Source organism: Saccharothrix sp. NBAS 001, assembly GCF_056640475.1.
In genome coordinates this window covers 2,189,329-2,207,569 of the sequence record NZ_CM153251.1, presented here as the reverse complement: position 1 = coordinate 2,207,569, position 18,241 = coordinate 2,189,329, and the positions used below count along the sequence as shown (strand labels likewise).

Sequence of the window (18,241 nt, the reverse complement as noted above, 5' to 3'; positions counted from 1 at the left end):
GCGGTCCGTGGTGTCACAGCTTCGCCAATCGCTTTCCGCGCACGAGGTGGATGAACAGCGGAGCGCCGACGACGGCGGTCACCACGCCGGCCTCCAGCTCGCCGGTCGGCAGCACCACCCGGCCGAGCACGTCGGAGCCCAGCAGCAGCACCGGTGCCACCAGCATCGAGTACGGGGCCACCCAGCGGTAGTCGACGCCGATCAGCGCGCGCACCGCGTGCGGCACGGCCAGCCCGACGAACGCGATCGGCCCGGCCGCCGCCGTCGCGCCGCCGCACAGCAGCACGATCGCCAGCGCGGTGGTCAGCCGGACCCGGTTGGCGTTCGCGCCCAGCGCCCGGCCCACCTCGTCGCCCAGGGTCAGCGCGTTGAGCGCGCCGGTCACCGACAGCGCGAGCAGCACGCCGATGGTCAGGAACGGCAGCACCTCCCACACGACGTCGTAGCCGCGGTTGACCAGCGAGCCGATCGTCCAGAACCGCATGAGCTGCCAGGTCTTGGCGTTGGTGGTGGTGAACGCGGTGATCACGCCGGTCAGCACGGCGGTCACCACCGTGCCCGCCAGGGCCAGCCGGATCGGGGTCGCCTCGCTGCGCCCGGCCGAGCCCAGCGCGTAGACGATGAAGCTCGCCCCCGCCGCCCCGATCAGCGCGAACCACACGTAGCCGTAGAGGGAGGTGATGCCGAACGCCGCCACGGCCACCACGACCGCGACCGACGCGCCCGCGTTCACGCCGAGCAACCCGGGGTCGGCCAACGGGTTGCGGGTCAACGCCTGCATCAGGGTGCCCGCCAGGCCGAGCCCGGCGCCCACCACCACACCCAGCAGGGTGCGCGGCATCCGCTGGTCCCACACCAGGTTCGCGTCGTAGGAGCCGTCGTAGCCGAACAGCGCGTCCCACACCACGTCGATCGGCACGTGCTTGGAGCCGACCGCGACGCTGAGCAGCACCGTGCCCAGCAGCACCGCGAGCACGGCCACCAGACCGCCGGCCCGCGCCGGGAGCCTCGTCCGCACCGGGGCGACCTCGGCCATCACACCCCCTCGGCGACGCGACCGGCGGACAGCCGGACCACGCGCGGCAACCGGTCGATGGTCGACCGGCGGTGCGCGATCACGATCAGCGTCCGGCCTTCGTGCAGGCGGTCCAGCGCGCGTTCCACCCGGTCGCCGGTCACCGGGTCGACGTCGGCGGTCACCTCGTCGAGCACCAGCACCGCCGGGTCCACCAGCGCCGCCCGGACCAGGCCGACCAGCTGCCGGCCGCCGGCCGACAGCGTGTCCCGGCCGTCGCCGACCTCGGTGTCCAGGCCGGCGGGCAGGCCGCGCACCCAGTCCCGCAGGCCCAGGTCGGACAGCGCCCGGTCGATCCGCTCGTCGTCGGGCGGGTCCGGCACCAGCCGCAGGTTGTCCCGCAGCGTGCCGGTCACCAGGTGGACCCGTTGCGGGATCAGCACGATCCGCGCGCGCAGGTCGTCCGGGTGGAGCCGCGCGAGCGGCACCCCGGCGAACCGGACCGCGCCCCGGTCGACCGGGTAGAGCCCGCACAGCACCTTCGCGAGGGTCGTCTTGCCGGACCCGGTCGGGCCGACCAGCCCGGTCCGCGAGCCCGGCGGGAACGCGCACGACACGTCCGAGAGCACGGGAACCCCGTCCACGTAGGAGAAGCCGACCCCGGAGACCTCCAGGCCGCCGTGCCGGGGCACCGCGACCCGCCCCGGCGGCACGGCCGGCGGCGCGCTGCGGTCCAGCAGGTCCAGCAGCCGGGCCAGGCCCACCCGCGAGGTCTGCAGGCCGCTGATCAGCGTGGTCAGCTGGTTGGTCGACTCGAACAGCTGGCGCATCGCCAGCACGAACACCGCCACCGTGCTCAGCGGGAGGTCCAGGGCGAACAGCACGCCGCCGCCCAGCACCAGGACCGTCGCGTCGGCCACGCCCTGCGCCAACGTCACGCCGCTGGTCCGCAGCACCACGAACTCCGAGCGCAGCGTGGTCCGGCGCAGCCGCGCGGCGTCCCGGTCGAACCGCGCCCGCCACTCGGCTTCCGCGCCACGCGCGGCGATCAGCTCACGGGCCTGCACGCCTTCCTTGTACAGCGCGGCGATCGCCGACTTGGCCGCCGCCTCGTCCGCGAACGCCACCCGCGCACCGCGCTGGAACCAGCGCATCACCAGCACGGCCAGCGGCAGGAACACCAGCACCAGCACCAGGGTGAGCTGCCACGAGTAGTACAGCAGCACGGCCGTGGCGAACACGAGGTAGGCGGAGACCGCGAGCAGGTCGGGCAGGTCGGCGCGGACGAACGTGGCCAGCTCGGCGATCTCGGTGGTGCTGCGCCGCAGCAGGTCGCCGGACCGCTGGGCCTCCAGGAACCGCAACGGCGCGACGGCGATCCGGTGCGCGGCCAGGTCGCGCAACGACGCGATCACCCGCTCCCCCGCGCGGGCCAACCGGACCTCGGCGGTCCGCAGCAGCACCACGCGGGCGACGACCAGCAGCGCGAACACACCCGCCGCCCGGTAGAGCCCCTCGGCGTCGCGGGCCACGACCCGCTCCACGGCCCACCCGACGACCGGCGGGAACGCCGTCACCACCAGGGTCGCCGCGAACGACAGCAGCACGGCCGCCGCGAGCTGCCGGCGGTGCGGTCGCAGGTGGGGCCACGCGCGGCGCAGCACCCGCGACTGCGCCGGGCGGTCGGCCAGCGGCTCAGCCACCGGACACCACCGTCCGGTCGGCCGCGCCGAGCGGGGCGGGCAGTTCCACGACCCGGTCCGCCGCGTCGGCGACCGCCGCGCGGTGCCCGGCGAACACGATCGACCGCGTGCCGCCGCCGGCCGCCAGCCAGGCGCGCAGCCCGGCCACCACACGGCGTTCGGTGTCCTGGTCCATCGCCGAGGTCACGTCGTCCAGCGCGAGCACGTCCGCGCCGTGCAGCAGGGCGCGGGCCAGCGCGAGCCGCTGCACCTGGCCGCCGGACAGCGTCGCGCCGCCCTCGCCGACCGGGGTCCGGTAGCCCTCCGGCAGTCCCGCGACGTGCTCGTCCAGCGCGACCGCCGCGCACGCCGCGCGCAGGTCGTCGGCGGTCAGCTCCGGCCGGCCCAGGCGCAGGTTGTCGGCGATCGTGCCGGAGAGCAGGTCGGGCCGCTGCGGCACGAGCACCAGCCGGCGGCGCACGACGGCCGTCGCGGCGTGCCGCAGGTCGACCCCGCCGAGCCGCACCGCGCCCACGTCCGGGTCGTCCTGGCGGGTCAGCAGGCGGAGCAGGGTCGACTTGCCCGAGCCCAGCGGCCCGGTCACCGCGACGAACTCGCCGGGCGCCACCACCAGGTCGACCGGGCCGACCGCGCCGCGCACCTCGACGCCCACGGCGGTCAGCTCGGCCCGCTCGGGCGGCACGACCGGGTGCGCGGGTTCGGGCAGGGCGGGCTCGGCGGCCAGCACCTCGTCGATCCGGCGGGCCGCCACCAGCGCCTCGCCGAGCTGGGAGAACCGCTGGGTGATCACGCCCACCCAGGTGCCCAGCATGGTCATCCAGCCGGTGAACGCGACCAGCCCGCCGACCGTCAGCGACCCGGCGATCACCGCCTGGCCGCCCGCGAACAGGCCCACCGCGGTCGCCGCGCCGGGCACGAACGGCCCGCTCGCCGCCCAGGTGGCGGCCACCTTCGCGGTGGCGGCGGTCTCGCCGGTCACCGCCGCGCTGTGCCCGGCGTGCCGGTCCAGCAGCGGCCCGGCCGCGCCGACGCCCCGGATCGCGAGCCCGGAGCCGATCAGCTCCTCGACGGTGTCCGCGCGGCGGCCGTGCGCGGCGGACAGCCGGCCGTTGGCGCGGGCGAACCGCACCGGGAGCACCAGGTTGAGCACCACCAGCAGCGGCACGGTGGCCAGGCCGATCACCGCCAGCAGGCCGTCCTGCACGCCGACCAGCACCAGGATCACCACGAACCCGACCACGCCGGTCGCCATCGAGGAGACGCCGGCCAGCCAGTCGTGCACGAACTCGACGTCCCGCGTGCCGCGCGCGGCCAGGTCGCCCCGGCCGAAGCGGTCCAGGGTGCGGCGGTCCAGCCGGGCGGTCCGGTCGACCAGCGCGCCGCGCAGGTCGTTCGCGGCGGTCACCGCGGCGAGCGTGATCTGCCACTGCATCAGGGCGAGGCCGGCGACCAGCACGGCCGAGGTGACCACGACGACCAGCGCCCACGTCGCCGTCGCCGCGTGGTCGCCGGGGACGATGCCCCGGTCGATGGTGAGCTGCACCCACCAGGGGAAGGCGACCGACGCGAGCTGGAACACCAGCCCGCCCGCCGTCGCGGCGGCCACCCGCCTCCACTGCCCGCATAAGCAGGCGGCCAACAGCCCCGTCGCCCCGCGACCGCGTCGAGTCCACGGCTGCGCCATCGTCCCCCCTGTACTCGGTCGTGCCGTACCCGGCGGTCAGTCCTCGACCGGCTCGTCCGGGGCGTCCTCGGACTTGCCCCGCCGCCAGTAGCCGCCGAAGTAGACCCGCTTGCGGTCCAGCCCCCGGTCGCCGACGAAGTGCCGGCGCAGGTCGCGGACCAGGCTCGACTCGCCGGCCAGCCAGGCGTAGCCGGGACCGTCCGGGAGCACCGCCGCGCGCACGGCCTCGGCGAGCGCGGGCACGCCGGCCGCGCCGCGCACCAGCCAGGTCACCGAGACCCCGGCGGGCAGCGCCCAGTCCACCCGGTCGCCCTCGGCGGGCACCTCCAGGAACACCTGCGCGAAGGCGTCGGCGGGCAGCGCCTCGACGATGCCCGAGATCGCCGGCAGCGCGGTCTCGTCACCGACGACGACCTGCCACCGCGCGTCGGCCGGCGGCGCGTAGTCCGCGCCGATCCGCTCGCCGTCCCGGTAGCCGGCGTAGCGCCGGTCGGGGGCCAGCAGGATCGCCCGGTCGCCCGGGGTCACGACGCCGGCCCAGCGCGTGGCGGGCCCGACGTCGCCGTGCCGGACGAAGTCCACGTCCACCTCGCCGTCGCGGGCCGCGCGGATCGTGTAGGTCCGCATGACCGGCCGCTCGGCCTGGGACAGCTCGCGGTAGCGGGCGTACCAGTCCGGGCCGGTGGGCACGTCCGGGACGACCTCGCCCGCGCGCGGCAGGAACACCTTGATCCGCTGGTCGGGGCCGCTGGTCGTGATGTCGCGCAGCCCCTCCCCGCCGAACGTGACCCGCACCAGGCTGGCGCCGACCGGCCGGACCGCCAGCACTTCGGCGTCGAAGTGCCGGAACGGTTCGACCTCCGCCTCGGTCGTGGTGACAGACATCCGCACTACCCGCCTCTCCTCGGTCACGGGCGTCGCACGACGCGTCACACCCGATCATGAAGGGTAGCCTAACCTTCATGTCCCGTTTCGCGGCACACCGAAGTGGCCGCGACCACCCCCCGGACCACCCGGACGACCACCGCCGGCCTCCGCGCACCGTCCGTCCACTGTGGACGAGCGCCGGCCGGAGTCGCTGTGCGTGACGGTGGTGTACGCGGTCGGGGCCTTGCCGCTCACTCCGGCCGGCCCCGATCATGCGCACAGCCCGATCCCCGACCGGCCCTTCCGGAGGTACCCCCGCATGACCGCCCAGGACGTGCTCGGACCGGGCTCCGCCACCTGGGACCGCCTCGGCCAGTGGCGGTTCCTGCTGGTGACCCACCGCACGCTGGTGCTCCAGGCCGCGCACCCGCAGATCGGCGCGGCGGTGAGCCAGTTCTCGGTCTACGCGGCCCGGCCGTGGCGGCGCTACCTGCGCACGCTGGAGAGCCTCCAGACCTACGTCTACGGCACCGCCGCGGAGCGCCGCCGCGAACTCGCCCGGCTGGAGCGGCTGCACCGCCGGATGCGCGGCTCGGACCCGCACGGCCGCCCGTTCACCGCGACCGACACCGCCGCCCGCGCGTGGGTGCACCTGACCTTGTTCGAGGCCGTGCTCACCCTGCACGAACTGGGCGGCGACGCGCTCGACGCGCAGGAGAGCCGGCGGTTCTACGCCGAGTGGTGCGCGCTGGGCCGGCTGTTCGGGCTGTCCGAGACCGACCAGCCCGCCACGCTGGAGGAGTTCCGCGGCTACTTCGACCGGATGGTCGCCGAGGTGCTGGAGGACAACGGCACCGTGCGGGACCTGCTGTCGGGCAGCATCTTCCGGATCCCCGTCCCGGGCGGGCTGCCGCTGCCGGACCTGGTGTGGCACCCGCTGCGCCACCTCGTGGTCTCCGCCGCCGTCCAGGCCACCCAGGCGACGCTGCCCGAGGTGTACCGGCACCGGCTGCGGTTGACGACGCCGCCCGGCGCCGGTCTGGTCGTCTCCGGCGTGCACCGCGCCGTCCGGACGGTGATGGACCTGGTGCCCAAGCCGTGGCGCTACCTGCCCTACGCGTCGGCCGCGATCCGGGCCACCGGCGAGGTCCGCGCCCGCCCGGAGACCTCGCCCGAGGAGTTCTTCACCACCATCCTCGACCAGAGCGGCGACGGCGTGCTGCGGTGGCCGGACCTGCTCGGCATGGCCCGCGAGCTGAGCACCCACCTCGACCTCGACGAGCACGACGAGGACGCCGTGCACGACGCCTTCGGGTCGTGGTGGGGCCAACTGCTCGCGGCCACCGGCACCCCGGAGGACGGCTCGGTGTCCGCCACCGCCTACCGCGCCGCGCTGGCCGACGGCCGCTACCCCGGCCCGCCGGACCCGGCCACCGGCTACGGCCGGGTCGCCGACGTCGTCTGCCTGCTGATCGACCGCAACGGGGACGGCCAGGTCGGCGCGGCCGAGTACGCCCGCCTGCTCGCCGAGAGCCCGCGCCGGCACGAACTCGTCGCCGCCCTCGGCGAACTCGACCGCGACGGCGACGGCACGCTGCGCACCGAGGAGTTCCGCGCCGCCCTCGCCGACTTCCTGACCGGCCGCGACGACCTGCCCGCCGCCCGCCTGCTGTTCGGCCGCGTCTGACCCGGCCGGCCCGTCCGGGCGGCCGGGCCGAACACGATCACCACCGCCCGGACCCGGGCGCTCAGGTCCCGGCCACGAACTCCTCGATGGCCGCGACCAGCGCGTCCACCTCGTCGGTGGTGTTGTAGAAGGCCAGGGACGCGCGCAAGGTCACCGCCTCCCCCAGCGCGGCCAGCGTGGGCTGGGCGCAGTGGTGGCCCACCCGGACCGCGATCCCACGCCCGTCCAGGTGCCTGGCCAGGGCCGCCGGGTCGGTGCCGTCGACCAGGAACGAGTGCACCGCGATCCGGTCCGGCGCACCGCCGAACCGGCGCAGCCCCGGCACCCGCGCGAGCGCCCGGTCCGCGTACCAGGCCAGGTGCCGCTCGTAGTCCTCGACCCGCGCGCGGCCGAGCCCGCCCAGGTAGTCCACGGCCGCCCCGAGGCCCACCGCCCCGGCGATGTCGGCGGTGCCGGCCTCCATCCGGTGGGGCTGGCCGGCGAAGGTCGACCGGTCGAACGTGACGCGGTCGATCATGTTCCCCCCGGTCTGCCACGGCCGCATGGACGCCAGGACGTCCCGCTTGGCGTACAACACCCCGATCCCGGTGGGCGCGAACACCTTGTGCCCGGACAGCACGTAGAAGTCGGCGTCGAGGTCCCGGACGTCCACCGGGAAGTGCCCGACCGCCTGCGCGCCGTCCACCAGCACGCGCGCGCCGTGCCGGTGGGCCAGCGCGGTCATCTCCCGCACCGGCGGGACGGTGCCCAGCACGTTGGACGCGTGGGTCACCGCCACGAGCGCGGTGCGCTGGCTGAGCAGCGCGCGGTACGCGTCGAGGTCCAGCGCGCCGGTCGCGTCGATCGGCACCACCTTCAGCGTCGCCCGCCGGCGCTTCGCGAGTTGTTGCCACGGCACGATGTTCGCGTGGTGCTCCAGCTCGGTGAGGACGATCTCGTCGCCCGCCCGGACCTCCGCCTCGCCCCAGCTCCCGGCGACGAGGTTGACCGCCTCCGTCGTGCCGCGCACGAACACGATCTCCTCCGGGCCGCCCGCGCCGAGGAACGACGCGACCTTCGCCCGCGCGTCCTCGTAGCGCCCGGTCGCCCGGCGGGCCAGCGCGTGCGCGCCCCGGTGCACGTTGGAGTTGTGGTTGAGGTAGTAGTCCACAAGGGACTCCACGACCGCGAGCGGCTTCTGGGTGGTGGCCGCGTTGTCCAACCACACCAGCGGTTTCCCGTCGACCTCCCGGTGCAGGATCGGGAAGTCCCGCCGGGTGGCCGTGACCGGGAAGTCCGGGGTGCCCCGGGCGGGCGGCGCGCCGGCCGCCGGCCGCGCCAGCCAGTACCTAGCGGTAGTCATGGTAGTTGCCGACCTCGACGTTCTCCAGCACGGCGATCGCGTCGTCCACCAGGACCGCCGCGGAGAAGTAGGACGACACCAGGAACGACTTGATGCCCCGCCCGTCCACCCCCATCGGCTCGACCGTGACGCCGGGCTCGCGCTCGTTGTCCAGGTGCGCGGGCCGCAGGCCCACCACCCCCTGGTGCTCCTCGCCGACGCGCATCAGCAGGATGCTGGTCGTGCCGCCCGCCGTGCCGCCGAGCGGGATCTTGTCGGTGGGCAGCAGCGGGACGCCGCGCCAGGTGATCATGGGGCAGCCGAACAGGTCCAGCACGGGCGGCGGGACCCCGCGCCGGGTGCACTCGCGGCCGAACGCGGCGATCGCCGCCGGGTGCGCCAGGAAGAACGCGGGTTTCTTCCAGACCAGCTTGAGCAGCTCGTCCAGGTCGTCGGGGGTCGGCGGGCCGCCGCGGGTGTGCACGCGCTGCGCGGGCGTGACGTTGTGCAGCAGGCCGAAGTCCCGGTTGGTCAGCATCTCGGCTTCCTGGGCCTCGCGCGCGGCCTCGACGGTCAACCGGATCTGCTGCTCGTACTGGTTCATCGGGGCGTTGTAGAGGTCGCCCACCCGGCTGTGCACCTGGAGCACGGTCTGCGCCACGCTCAACTCGTACTCGCGCGGGTCGTCGGTGTACTGGACGAAGGTGCGCGGCAGCAGCGGTTGCCCGTCGTGGCCCGCCGCCAGGTCCACCTTCGCCTCGCCGGGCTGCTCGGGTTCCCCGGGCCCGGACCGCAGTCGCGCGTCGAGCCGGGCGTCCCGGGAGGCGAACTCCGCCAGCCGGGAGCGTTCCAGCACCAGCAGGTGGCACGGCGTCGCGGTGCGGGCCTCGACGGTCCACGGGCCGCACACCGCGAAGGCGTCGGCGTCGAAGAAGTCCCCGGTGCCGGCCACGCCGGTCAGCGCGTCCTGCCCGGACGCCGAGGTCCCGTGGTACTCGACCCGGCCGCTGACCACGACGTGCAGCCGGGAGGCCGCGGTTCCGCCGGTGAGCACCGTGCCCGGCGGGACCGTCTCGGAGGTGAACGCCGCAGCGAGGGCTTCCAGTTGCGCGGGCGGGCAGTCCCGCAGGAACCACAGCTCCCGCAGGTCTTCGGGGACCGGGCGCGGGCGGTCGCCGGGTGTGGTGCTGATCCGGCCGTCACCGATGCGGTAGTTGACGAGTTGGTTGACCCGGTAGGCACCGGCTTCGAGATCGACCCACGGCAGCGCCCGCAGCAGGTAGCGCGGCGAGATGGCGCGCATCTGCGGGACGCTCTTGGTCGTTGTGGCGAGTGTCCGCGCCGCGCGGGTCGACAGGCTCAACCGCGGTTCGACCGTACTCGTCAAGGGATGCTCCGTCTTTCGTGCGTCCGGGTACCGTTTCCGACCAGTGGTCGGGGCGGCACACAGCATCGGGCCGATCCACCGCCGCAGCAACTCGTCCGCCGGCCCCGACCGTCCACAAGCGACAGATGCTCGGAGAATCCGGTGCCCGGTGGGCGTCCCCGGGCGGACCGCGACCCGACCCGCGCGCCCGGACTCATCCGATAGGCGGTGGCCCAGCTCGCACATCTCACCCGTCGTGGGAGAGTCCGGGCCGCGCCCACCCGCCCGGGTGAACAATCGCCGCGGGCCGATCCCGTCCCACTGGCCGGAACAACCCGTCCACCGCCACCGGGCGTGTCCGGGGCGCGACACCGGGCCACCGGTCCGCGCCGGATTACCCCTCGCGGGCGCGCGCGTTGGATGATCGGCCCATGCCGTCGACCTCGAACCGCACCCGGACCCGCGCCGCCGAGCACTGGTTCGTGCGCGCCGGCACGCCGACGATGATCGAGGGCTACGGCTTCGACAGCCACGTGCTGCCCCGGATGCTGCCCGCCCTCGGCCTGGTGACGCTGGCGAGCCTCGCGTGGCTGGTGCCGCTCAAGTCGGCCGGTGCCCAGCGCTGGTACCTGCTGGCCGTCGTGCTCGCGGCGACCGTGGCCACGTGGGTCGCGCTGCGCCTGTTCGTCCGCCGGCTGCCCCGGTTCTCCCGGCCCGCGCGGGTGGCGGTCCTCGTGGGCTACGCGGTGATGCCGGTCGCCGTCCCGCTGCTGCAACTCGTCGTGGACGACACGGTGACGCCGCCGGTCGGCAGCGCGGTGGGCCTGCTCGGGTTCGTGATCTTCTTCGCCGCGGTCTTCGCGGGCACCCTGCTCGCCACCACCTACGGGCTGGGCCGGCTGCTGCGCCGCGCGGTCCGGCACACCGCGTACGACCTGCGCAACAGCGTGCAGCTGCTGGGCCGCGCGCTGCCCGCGATGCTGTTCGTCACCCTCTTCCTGTTCTTCACCGGCGAGCTGTGGCAGGCCATGAACAACTTCGCCTGGTGGCGGCTCACCCTCGTGGTGGTGCTGTTCGGCGCGATCACCGTGCTGGCCGCCGCCGCGCGGCTGCGCGACGAGATCGGCCGGGTGGAGCAGGACCTGAGCCCCGACCGGCTCGGCGCCGCCTGCGCGGGCACCCCGCTGGCGGGCGTCGCGATCGCCGGACCGCTGCGCGCCACCCCGCTCAACGGCCGGCAGAACCGCAACCTGCTGCTCATGCTCGCCACCCGGCAACTCGTGCAGGCGGCCCTGGTCGGGCTCGCGCTGTTCGCGTTCTTCCTGGTGCTGGGCCTGCTGGTGGTGACGCCGGAGACCGCGGAGCAGTGGATCGGCGCGCCGCCGAACTACTCGACCCTGCTCCCGGCCATCCCGACCGCCATGCTGCGCAACGCGACGCTGTTCGCCGCGTTCGGCAGCATGTACTTCGCGATCACCTCGATGAGCGACGCCGACCACCGGCAGCAGTTCTTCGCCCCGATCATCGACGAGGTGGAGCGCACCCTGGCCGTCCGCGCGGTCTACCTGTCGGTCCGCCAGGGGTGACCCCGGTCAGAACCGGTGGATCGGCAGGTTGCCCTCGCCGAGCAGCGCCACCGCCAGCCCGTGCTTCTCGCCCAGCGCCAGCCACAGGTCGACGGCCTGCTTCTCCTGGCCGTGCGAGTGCTCGCCGTAGACGATCCGGGGGCTGAAGGTGAAGATCGCCTCCATCGGGTCGGTGTCCACCAGCTCGTCGAACTCCTCGCTGGTGTCGCCGTCCTCCGGCCGGTCGGCGGCGGCGACGGTCACCGCCAGCTCCCGGTAGAACGCCTGGAGCCGGGGCGAGGTCACCGAGCTGTCGGCCTCGGGGTGCTCGTCGAAGTAGTCGTGCTGGTCGGCGTACCAGGCGTCCCACCCGTCGTCGTCGGTGTCGGCCGACTCGAACACGGCGATGTCGTAGGTCATGGACCTCGGACCCCGGCCGCGCCGGACCCGTTCCCGGCATCCGGGGGATTCCGGCGGGCTCCCCCGGGCCCTCACCGCCGCAGCGGATGGTCAGCGCCCTCCCGGGCGCGGTACGGTGACGCGAATCACCCCTGTCGCGGGAGATCCCGATGGCGTTCGAGACGGGGAACCCGGTGCCCGCCGCGGCCGTGCACCGCACCGTGCTCGTCGTGGACGTGGAGGGGTTCTCCCGGCGGTCCCGCACCACGCCGCACCAGGTCGCCGTCCGCGACGGGCTGTACCGGGCGTTGCGCGGCGCGCTGGAGCGGACCGGAGTGGTGTGGTCCGAGTGCCACCACGAGGACCGGGGCGACGGTGTCGTCGTGCTGCTGCCCGCGTCGGTCGCGAAAGCCCCGCTGGTGGCGCGCCTGCCGCTGCTGCTGGTCGACGCGATCCGCGAGCACAACCGGGGTCGGGTCGCGCCCGAGCGGTTCCGGCTACGGCTGGCGCTGCACGCGGGCGAGGTCGCCTTCGACCGGCACGGCGTGACGTCGGCGGCGGTCACCTCGACGTTCCGCCTGGTCGACGCGCCGGCGCTGCGGGAGGCCCTCGCCGCGTCGCCGGGCGTGCTCGCCCTGATCACCTCCGACTGGTTCTTCGAGGAGGTGGTCCGGCACAGCCCGGACGCCCGCCCGGCGACCTTCCGGCCGACCCGCGTGTCGGTCAAGGAGACCTCGGCGGTCGGCTGGCTCGCCCTGCCCGACCACCCGTACCCGCCCGACACCGCACCGCCCGACACCGCACCCCCCGACACCGGGCGGCGGACCGGAGTGCCGGTGCCGCACCAACTCCCCGGCGACCCGCGCTGGTTCACCGGCCGGACGCGCGAACTCGACCTGCTCACCGCCGAGGTGGACCGCGCGGCTGCCGACCCCGCCCCGGTCACCACCGTCGTGCACGGCACCGGCGGGATCGGCAAGACCTGGCTGGTCCTGCGCTGGTGCCACCGCCACCTCGACCGGTTCCCGGACGGCCGGCTGTTCGTGGACCTGCGCGGCTTCTCGCCGACCGGGGACGAGCTGACCGCGGTGGGCGTGCTCCGGTGCTTCCTCGACGCGCTGGGCGTGCCGCCGCAGTCGATCCCGGTCGCGTTCGAGGCGCAGCAGGGGCTGTACCGGACGCTGGTCGCGGGCCGGCGGATGGTGATCGTGCTGGACAACGTGCGCGACACCGACCAGGTCGCCCCGGTGCTGCCCGGCACGCCCACCTGCGTGGTGCTGGTGACCAGCCGCAACCGGCTGGACGGCCTGGTCACCGGCCACGGCGCCACCCTCGTGCCGCTGGACGTGCTCGCCGACCCGGAGGACCGCGCCCTGCTCACCGCCCGGCTCGGCGGGCCGCGCCTGGCGGCCGAACCCGCCGCCACCGCCGAACTCCTGGCCCGCTGCGGCGGGTTCCCGCTCGCGCTGAGCATCGTCGGGGCGCGGGCGGCGGCCCACCCGGGGTTCCCGCTCGCCGACCTGGCCGGCGAACTGCGCGACACCACCACCCGGCTGGGCGTGCTGGACGACGACGAGCCGGTGTCCAGCCTGCCCGCCGTGCTGTCCTGGTCGTGCCGCGCGCTGACCGACGAGCAGGTGACCGCGTTCCGGCTGATCGCCGTCGCGCCCGGCGAGGACGTCGGCGTGGCCACCGCCGCCGCGCTGCTGGGCGTGCCGGTCGGGCGCGCGGCGGCGGCCCTGCGCGCGCTGGAGCGGATCTCCCTGGTGCAGCAGCACGTTCCGCGCCGCTGGCGGATGCACGACCTGGTGCGCCTCTACGCGGCGGACCAGGAGCGGCGGTCCGTCCGCGCCGAGGCCGCGCTGCGCCGCGTCGTCGACTTCTTCCGGCACACCGCCCGGCACGCCGACCGCGTGCTGTTCCCGTCCGGCCCGTCCTACCCGGTCGAGCCGCCGGGACCGGACTGGCACCCCGTCCGGCCCGCCGACCGCTCCGCCGCGATGGCCTGGTTCGGCGCCGAGCACGAGTGCCTGATCGCGGCGCAGCAGGCGGCGGTCGACCGGGAGTGGCACCCGGCGGTCTGGCAGCTCGCCTGGTCGATGCACACCTTCCACTGGTGGCAGGGCCACTTCCGGGACCACGTGGCGGTGTGGCGGGCGGGGCTGGCCGCCGCCGACCGGGTGGCCGGGCGATCGGTCCGGGCGACCGCGAACCTCATGTACGGCGACGCGCTGACCAAGGTCGGCCGGGTGGCCGAGGCGCTGGACCACCTCGACCGCGGCCTGGCGCTCGCGGTGGGCGCGGGCGACGTGGCGGGTCAGGCCCGCGCGCACTTCGTGCTGGTCTGGACCTGGGAGCACCTCGACCGCCGGCGGGCGCTGGAGCACGCGCGCCGGTCCCTGGCCCAGTTCCGCACCGCCGGCGAACCGGTCTGGACGGCGCTGGCGCTCAACGCCGTGGGCTGGTTCGAGACCCTCCTGGACGATCACGCCGCCGCCCGCGCGCACTGCGTGCAGGCGCTGGAACTGTTCCGCGAGCACCACGACCGCAACGGCGAGGCCACCGCGCTGCACAGCCTCGGCTGCATCGCGCAGCGCACCGGCCTCCTCGCCGACGCGGCGGCGCACTACGCGACGGCCTTGCGGCTCTACCAGGAACTGGACAACGCCTACTGCGAGGCGTCCACCCTGGAACGCCTGGCCGAAACTCACCTCGCGGGCGGAGACGTGGAACTGGCGGCCGTCACCTGGCACCGTGCCCACGACCTCTACCGGACCCAGCACCGCACCGCCGACCACGACCGGCTCAGCGCCGTGCTGCGCGCGCTCGCCTCCGGGCGCGACCCGGCGGCGGTCCCGGCCGGGGCACCGGGACGGCCCGGCGAGATCGTCTTTTAGGCTGACCGCATGATTTTCTACACCGATGCCGAGAGCCGGACCCTGCGCAAGGCCGTGTTCGGCGTGATGGTGCTGGTGTCGCACGCCGACCCCGGCCCCGTGATCGAGGAGCGCTACGCGGGCCTGCGCGCCCTGACGAACCTCTCGCCGGAGTTGCGCGGCACGCTGCACGCGGCCCGCCCGGACCTCTCGGCGGTCTCCGACGCCGAGCTGGAGGAGCAGGTCCTGGAGGCGCTGCCGGCGGCGCTGAAGATCCTGACCGCGAAGTCGCCCGCCGACGCCGCCGGCTTCCCCGGCGCCGTCGAGGCGATCTGCCACGAGGTGGCCGCGGCGGACGGTCAGGTGGCCGAGGTCGAGGCCGAGGTGATCGCGAAGGTGCGCGCGGCGCTCAACGGCTGACCCGCCACCGCGCCCCCGCCCTTCCGGTCAGCGCGGCCCGTGGGCGGGGTCCACGCGCTCGCCCTCGCGGACCGGTCCCGGCGGGGTGCCGTCGCCGAAGGGCCGCCCGCCCAGCGCCTCGCGGCCGTGCGGCGTCACCCACCCCGACAGGTCCGGGCCCTTGGGCACGATCCGGGTCGGGTTGATGTCGGTGTGCACCACGTAGTAGTGCTCCTTGATCTGGGCGAAGTCGACCGTGTCGCCGAAGCCCGGGGTCTGGAACAGGTCGCGGGCGTAGGCCCACAGGTTCGGCAGCTCGGTCAGCTTGTTCCGGTTGCACTTGAAGTGCCCGTGGTAGACCGGGTCGAAGCGGACCAGCGTGGTGAACAGCCGGACGTCCGCCTCGGTGATCGTGTCGCCGACCAGGTAGCGGCGGTCGGCCAGGCGCTCCTCCAGCCAGTCCAGGGCGGTCCACAGCCGGTCGTACGCCTCGTCGTAGGACTCCTGGCTGCCCGCGAAGCCGCACCGGTAGACGCCGTTGTTGACCTCGGTGAAGACCCGGCGGTTCACCTCGTCGATCTCGTCGCGGTGCGCGGCGGGCAGCAGGTCCGGCGCACCCTCGCGGTGCCACGCCCGCCACTGGGTGGACAGGTCGAGGGTGATCTGCGCGAAGTCGTTGGTGACCACCGCGCCGGTCGTGGTGTCCACGATCGCGGGCACGGTGATGCCGCGCGGGTACTCCGGGTCGCGCTTGAAGTACGCCTCCTGGAGCCGCTCGATGCCCAGCACCGGGTCGCGGCCGCCCGGGTCGAGGTCGAAGGTCCACGACCGCGCGTCGTGCGTCGGGCCCGGCAGGCCGAGCGACAGCGCGTCCTCCAGGCCCAGCAGCCTGCGCACGATGATCGCCCGGTTCGCCCACGGGCACGCCCGCGCCGCGACCAGCCGGTACCGGCCGGGCTCGACCGGGAAGCCGTCCCGCCCGTCCTCGGTGATCCTGGTGGTGATGTAGCGGGAGTCGCGGGTGAACTCCTTGCCCTTCACCGAATACGTGCCGCCTGTGTTGTGCTCCGGGTGCTCGCTCACACCCCGAGCCTACGAGGTTCCGCGCGGGCCGCAGTCCGACCGGGCGGTCCGGTGCACGCGGGAGCCGCCCGCGACCGACGTGGTCGGGCGGGCGGCCGGTGCCGGCGGCGGATCGCCGCGGCGGTCAGCAGGTCAGTTGCTGACCAGCAGCAGGTAGCCGCTGAACGTGCCGACGACGCACTGGTAATCGCTCCAGACGCCGCCGGTCACCCCGTTGTCGCCCGCGGCCTCGCACTTCGGCTCGTCGGCGAACGTGGCGATGTACACGTTGTCGAACGAGCCGTAGGTGGGCTCCACGAACAGGCCGTAGTCGACGAAGAGGGGGTTGCACGCGTAGTCGGCGAACACCCCGCCGGTCACGCCGTTGCCGCCGGCGGTCTCGCAGGGGCCCTGCGGGGCGGAGAACAGGAAGGTGTCCGGGTCGGGGGTGGCCTGGGCGGTTCCGACGGAGACCGTGAAAACGGCCGCGAACGCCGCGAGCAGGGTCGCGAGAAGGCGCACTCGTCTGTTCATGTCAATTCCTCCGGAAGTTGTTCGGGGTTCGGCCTGGGATGGCGGCGGGAGGGGTGGCGATCCGGGCACGCGGACCGCCACCGGTCTCACCAGCGGTCGACCAGCAGGGTCCAGCCGACGATGCCCAACTGGCACCCGTAGGCGCTCCACGCGCCGTTGTTCTTGCCGTTGAGCCCGACCGTCTCGCAGACGGCCTCGGCGTCGGTGAACACGGGCTGCCCGATCAGCATGCTGTTGCTCGGGTCGACCAGCGTGCTGTAGCCGCCGAAGCCGCTCTTGCACTCGTAGGTGTCGAACACGCCGTTGGCCACGCCGCCGTCGCCGATTTTCTGGCAGAGCGCCTCGGTGCCGGTGTAGAGGTGGACCGTGTTGGGGGTGGCCTGCGCGACACCCCCGGAGAGCGCGAGGGTGGCCGCACTCGCGGTCACCACCGCGCCCAGCACGCGCGCGAGCTTTGTCATGTCGACTCTCCCAAATGTCGGATTCGACCGGACCGGTACCGCGGGGCGGCACCTGAACCGACGTTAACAGCGGATTACCGGAGTTAGGCGGACCATTTCCGTCGACTGTGAAAGAAGCGCTGCGGAATTAACTGCGAAACCATCGGAAAGCGCTGGCCACAGTCCCCGCGATGGGGCATATGTGAGCTGCGTCACGCACGGCGGTAACAGTTTAGCCGGGCACAACCGGAGTATTTCCGAAAAGCTTTCGCAGTACTCGTTGCGCCCTTCGTCGCACCGACCACGCTCGGCCGGACGGCCGCCACGCCGCAGCAGTTGCGATAACCGCAGTTCAGAGGCCCGAGAACCGGCCCGATCGCACCACCGGCCGGGGTCCGCACGGCCGGCCGCCCCGGTCTGGACCACGCCCGTGCGACACCGGTTCGACACCGCCGGAAAGCGCCGCGCGGCACCGGGCGAGAACCGGCTCGGCCCGATGCCGCTAGCCGAAAGGACAGGGTTTCGGAAAACCTTCAAACGGTCCGTGCGCGTTTCCGAACTCACCGGTTCCGCAGCCGTCGGACAGCGGTGGGCATTCTACCGGAGCCCACGCGCGGACGTCGGCGGACGCGAACCCGATACCGGCAGAAAACACGCTCGTCAGCCGTGCGGAACTGCCGGTGAATAACGATTCGGGCCGACCCGCCGGGCTTTACCCGCAGGTCCCGACGACGGCAAGGTGACGGCTGCCACCTGTTTCACACTTTACCGTTGGCAGGTCGCCTGTTTGGCGGCTCTTTCACAGAAATGTCCGCTGATAACGTCGGCACCGCGGCGCTTCCGGGGGGAGGTGAAGGCCGCCCTTCGGATTGTTCGCGCCGCGTTCACCACACAGACAGGTGGTACGGACATGCATGTCGAAAAAGACCGGGCCGAACCGGTCGTCGGCCGGCGGAGATTCATCGTCGGCGGGCTGGTCGGCGGTGGCGTCGCGGTGGCCGCGGGTGCCGGGCTGATCGGGTTCGGTTCCAGCGCGCAGGCCGTGGCCCTGGAGGAGTTCGACGAGGTCTACCAGGGACGACGGATCAAGGGGTGGGCCGTCAAGAACGCGGAGGACCCGCGCAGCGAGGCCTCCGTGGACGGCGACGCGCTGCACGTGATGCGCAACGGCGACGGCACGTTCACGTCGTCGGTGAACCACTACGAGTCATTCGATTCCCTCCGGGCCGCCACCCGGCGCGCCGTGGACACCCTCGGCGACCTGCGGCCGGAATCCCAACTGGCCCACCACGGCCGTTGATCCGGGAATCGAACAGGGGGACA

15 protein-coding genes are annotated in these 18,241 nt (G+C 74.0%); 5 read left to right on the top strand and 10 right to left on the bottom strand.

Annotation, left to right across the window (positions count from 1 at the left end; all coding sequences use genetic code 11):
- Positions 1 to 13: 13 nt before the first annotated feature.
- The 4 genes from AC0HI0_RS09425 to AC0HI0_RS09410 form a co-directional block, all read right to left on the bottom strand.
- Positions 14 to 1,036 (bottom strand): FecCD family ABC transporter permease, encoded by a 1,023-nt coding sequence (locus AC0HI0_RS09425; RefSeq protein ID WP_480931905.1) that lies wholly within the window; start codon positions 1,034 to 1,036, stop codon positions 14 to 16.
- Entirely contained in the window at positions 1,036 to 2,718 is a 1,683-nt protein-coding gene (locus AC0HI0_RS09420) for an ABC transporter ATP-binding protein (RefSeq protein WP_480931904.1), read from the bottom strand. The genes AC0HI0_RS09425 and AC0HI0_RS09420 overlap by 1 nt, the downstream gene beginning before the upstream one ends.
- Positions 2,711 to 4,324, bottom strand: a complete 1,614-nt coding sequence (locus AC0HI0_RS09415) for an ABC transporter ATP-binding protein (RefSeq protein ID WP_480931903.1) — start codon at positions 4,322 to 4,324, stop codon at positions 2,711 to 2,713. The genes AC0HI0_RS09420 and AC0HI0_RS09415 overlap by 8 nt, the downstream gene beginning before the upstream one ends.
- A 114-nt stretch (positions 4,325 to 4,438) precedes the next feature.
- Positions 4,439 to 5,287, bottom strand: a complete 849-nt coding sequence (locus tag AC0HI0_RS09410; RefSeq protein WP_480931902.1) for a siderophore-interacting protein — start codon at positions 5,285 to 5,287, stop codon at positions 4,439 to 4,441.
- A 301-nt stretch (positions 5,288 to 5,588) separates the two neighbouring features.
- Here AC0HI0_RS09410 and AC0HI0_RS09405 point away from each other — a divergent pair, with 301 nt between their 5' ends.
- Complete coding sequence (locus tag AC0HI0_RS09405) at positions 5,589 to 6,956, top strand: oxygenase MpaB family protein (protein WP_480931901.1); 1,368 nt, start codon at positions 5,589 to 5,591, stop codon at positions 6,954 to 6,956.
- 61 nt (positions 6,957 to 7,017) lie between these two features.
- Here the strand turns inward: AC0HI0_RS09405 and AC0HI0_RS09400 are convergent, their stop codons facing one another.
- Together AC0HI0_RS09400 and AC0HI0_RS09395 are read right to left on the bottom strand one after the other, a co-directional pair.
- The gene (locus tag AC0HI0_RS09400) at positions 7,018 to 8,298 is read right to left on the bottom strand and encodes a SufS family cysteine desulfurase (RefSeq protein WP_480931900.1); all 1,281 of its coding nucleotides are present in this window, start codon (positions 8,296 to 8,298) and stop codon (positions 7,018 to 7,020) included.
- Positions 8,285 to 9,664, bottom strand: a complete 1,380-nt coding sequence (locus AC0HI0_RS09395) for a family 2B encapsulin nanocompartment shell protein (protein WP_480931899.1) — start codon at positions 9,662 to 9,664, stop codon at positions 8,285 to 8,287. The genes AC0HI0_RS09400 and AC0HI0_RS09395 overlap by 14 nt, the downstream gene beginning before the upstream one ends.
- Positions 9,665 to 10,074: 410 nt before the next feature.
- Here AC0HI0_RS09395 and AC0HI0_RS09390 point away from each other — a divergent pair, with 410 nt between their 5' ends.
- Complete coding sequence (locus AC0HI0_RS09390) at positions 10,075 to 11,229, top strand: hypothetical protein (RefSeq protein WP_480931898.1); 1,155 nt, start codon at positions 10,075 to 10,077, stop codon at positions 11,227 to 11,229.
- 6 nt (positions 11,230 to 11,235) lie between these two features.
- On the opposite strand, the gene AC0HI0_RS09385 is transcribed toward AC0HI0_RS09390, so the two are convergent.
- Positions 11,236 to 11,628, bottom strand: coding sequence for a hypothetical protein (locus AC0HI0_RS09385; RefSeq protein WP_480931897.1), 393 nt, complete (start codon positions 11,626 to 11,628; stop codon positions 11,236 to 11,238).
- Positions 11,629 to 11,777: 149 nt separating this feature from the next.
- Between AC0HI0_RS09385 and AC0HI0_RS09380 the strand changes: the two genes are divergently transcribed.
- Together AC0HI0_RS09380 and AC0HI0_RS09375 are read left to right on the top strand one after the other, a co-directional pair.
- On the top strand, positions 11,778 to 14,504 hold the full coding sequence (locus tag AC0HI0_RS09380; protein ID WP_480931896.1) for a tetratricopeptide repeat protein: 2,727 nt from the start codon (positions 11,778 to 11,780) through the stop codon (positions 14,502 to 14,504).
- A gap of 9 nt (positions 14,505 to 14,513) precedes the next feature.
- Positions 14,514 to 14,903 (top strand): hypothetical protein, encoded by a 390-nt coding sequence (locus tag AC0HI0_RS09375; RefSeq protein ID WP_480931895.1) that lies wholly within the window; start codon positions 14,514 to 14,516, stop codon positions 14,901 to 14,903.
- Positions 14,904 to 14,930: 27 nt separating this feature from the next.
- On the opposite strand, the gene AC0HI0_RS09370 is transcribed toward AC0HI0_RS09375, so the two are convergent.
- From AC0HI0_RS09370 to AC0HI0_RS09360, 3 genes are all read right to left on the bottom strand, one after another.
- Positions 14,931 to 15,923 (bottom strand): glutathione S-transferase family protein, encoded by a 993-nt coding sequence (locus AC0HI0_RS09370; protein WP_480934273.1) that lies wholly within the window; start codon positions 15,921 to 15,923, stop codon positions 14,931 to 14,933.
- Between the two features lie 174 nt (positions 15,924 to 16,097).
- Positions 16,098 to 16,478, bottom strand: a complete 381-nt coding sequence (locus AC0HI0_RS09365) for a hypothetical protein (protein ID WP_480931894.1) — start codon at positions 16,476 to 16,478, stop codon at positions 16,098 to 16,100.
- Between the two features lie 86 nt (positions 16,479 to 16,564).
- On the bottom strand, positions 16,565 to 16,939 hold the full coding sequence (locus AC0HI0_RS09360) for a hypothetical protein (protein ID WP_480931893.1): 375 nt from the start codon (positions 16,937 to 16,939) through the stop codon (positions 16,565 to 16,567).
- 889 nt (positions 16,940 to 17,828) lie between these two features.
- Between AC0HI0_RS09360 and AC0HI0_RS09355 the strand changes: the two genes are divergently transcribed.
- Complete coding sequence (locus AC0HI0_RS09355) at positions 17,829 to 18,218, top strand: tyrosinase family oxidase copper chaperone (protein WP_480931892.1); 390 nt, start codon at positions 17,829 to 17,831, stop codon at positions 18,216 to 18,218.
- The last annotated feature ends 23 nt before the right edge of the window (positions 18,219 to 18,241 follow it).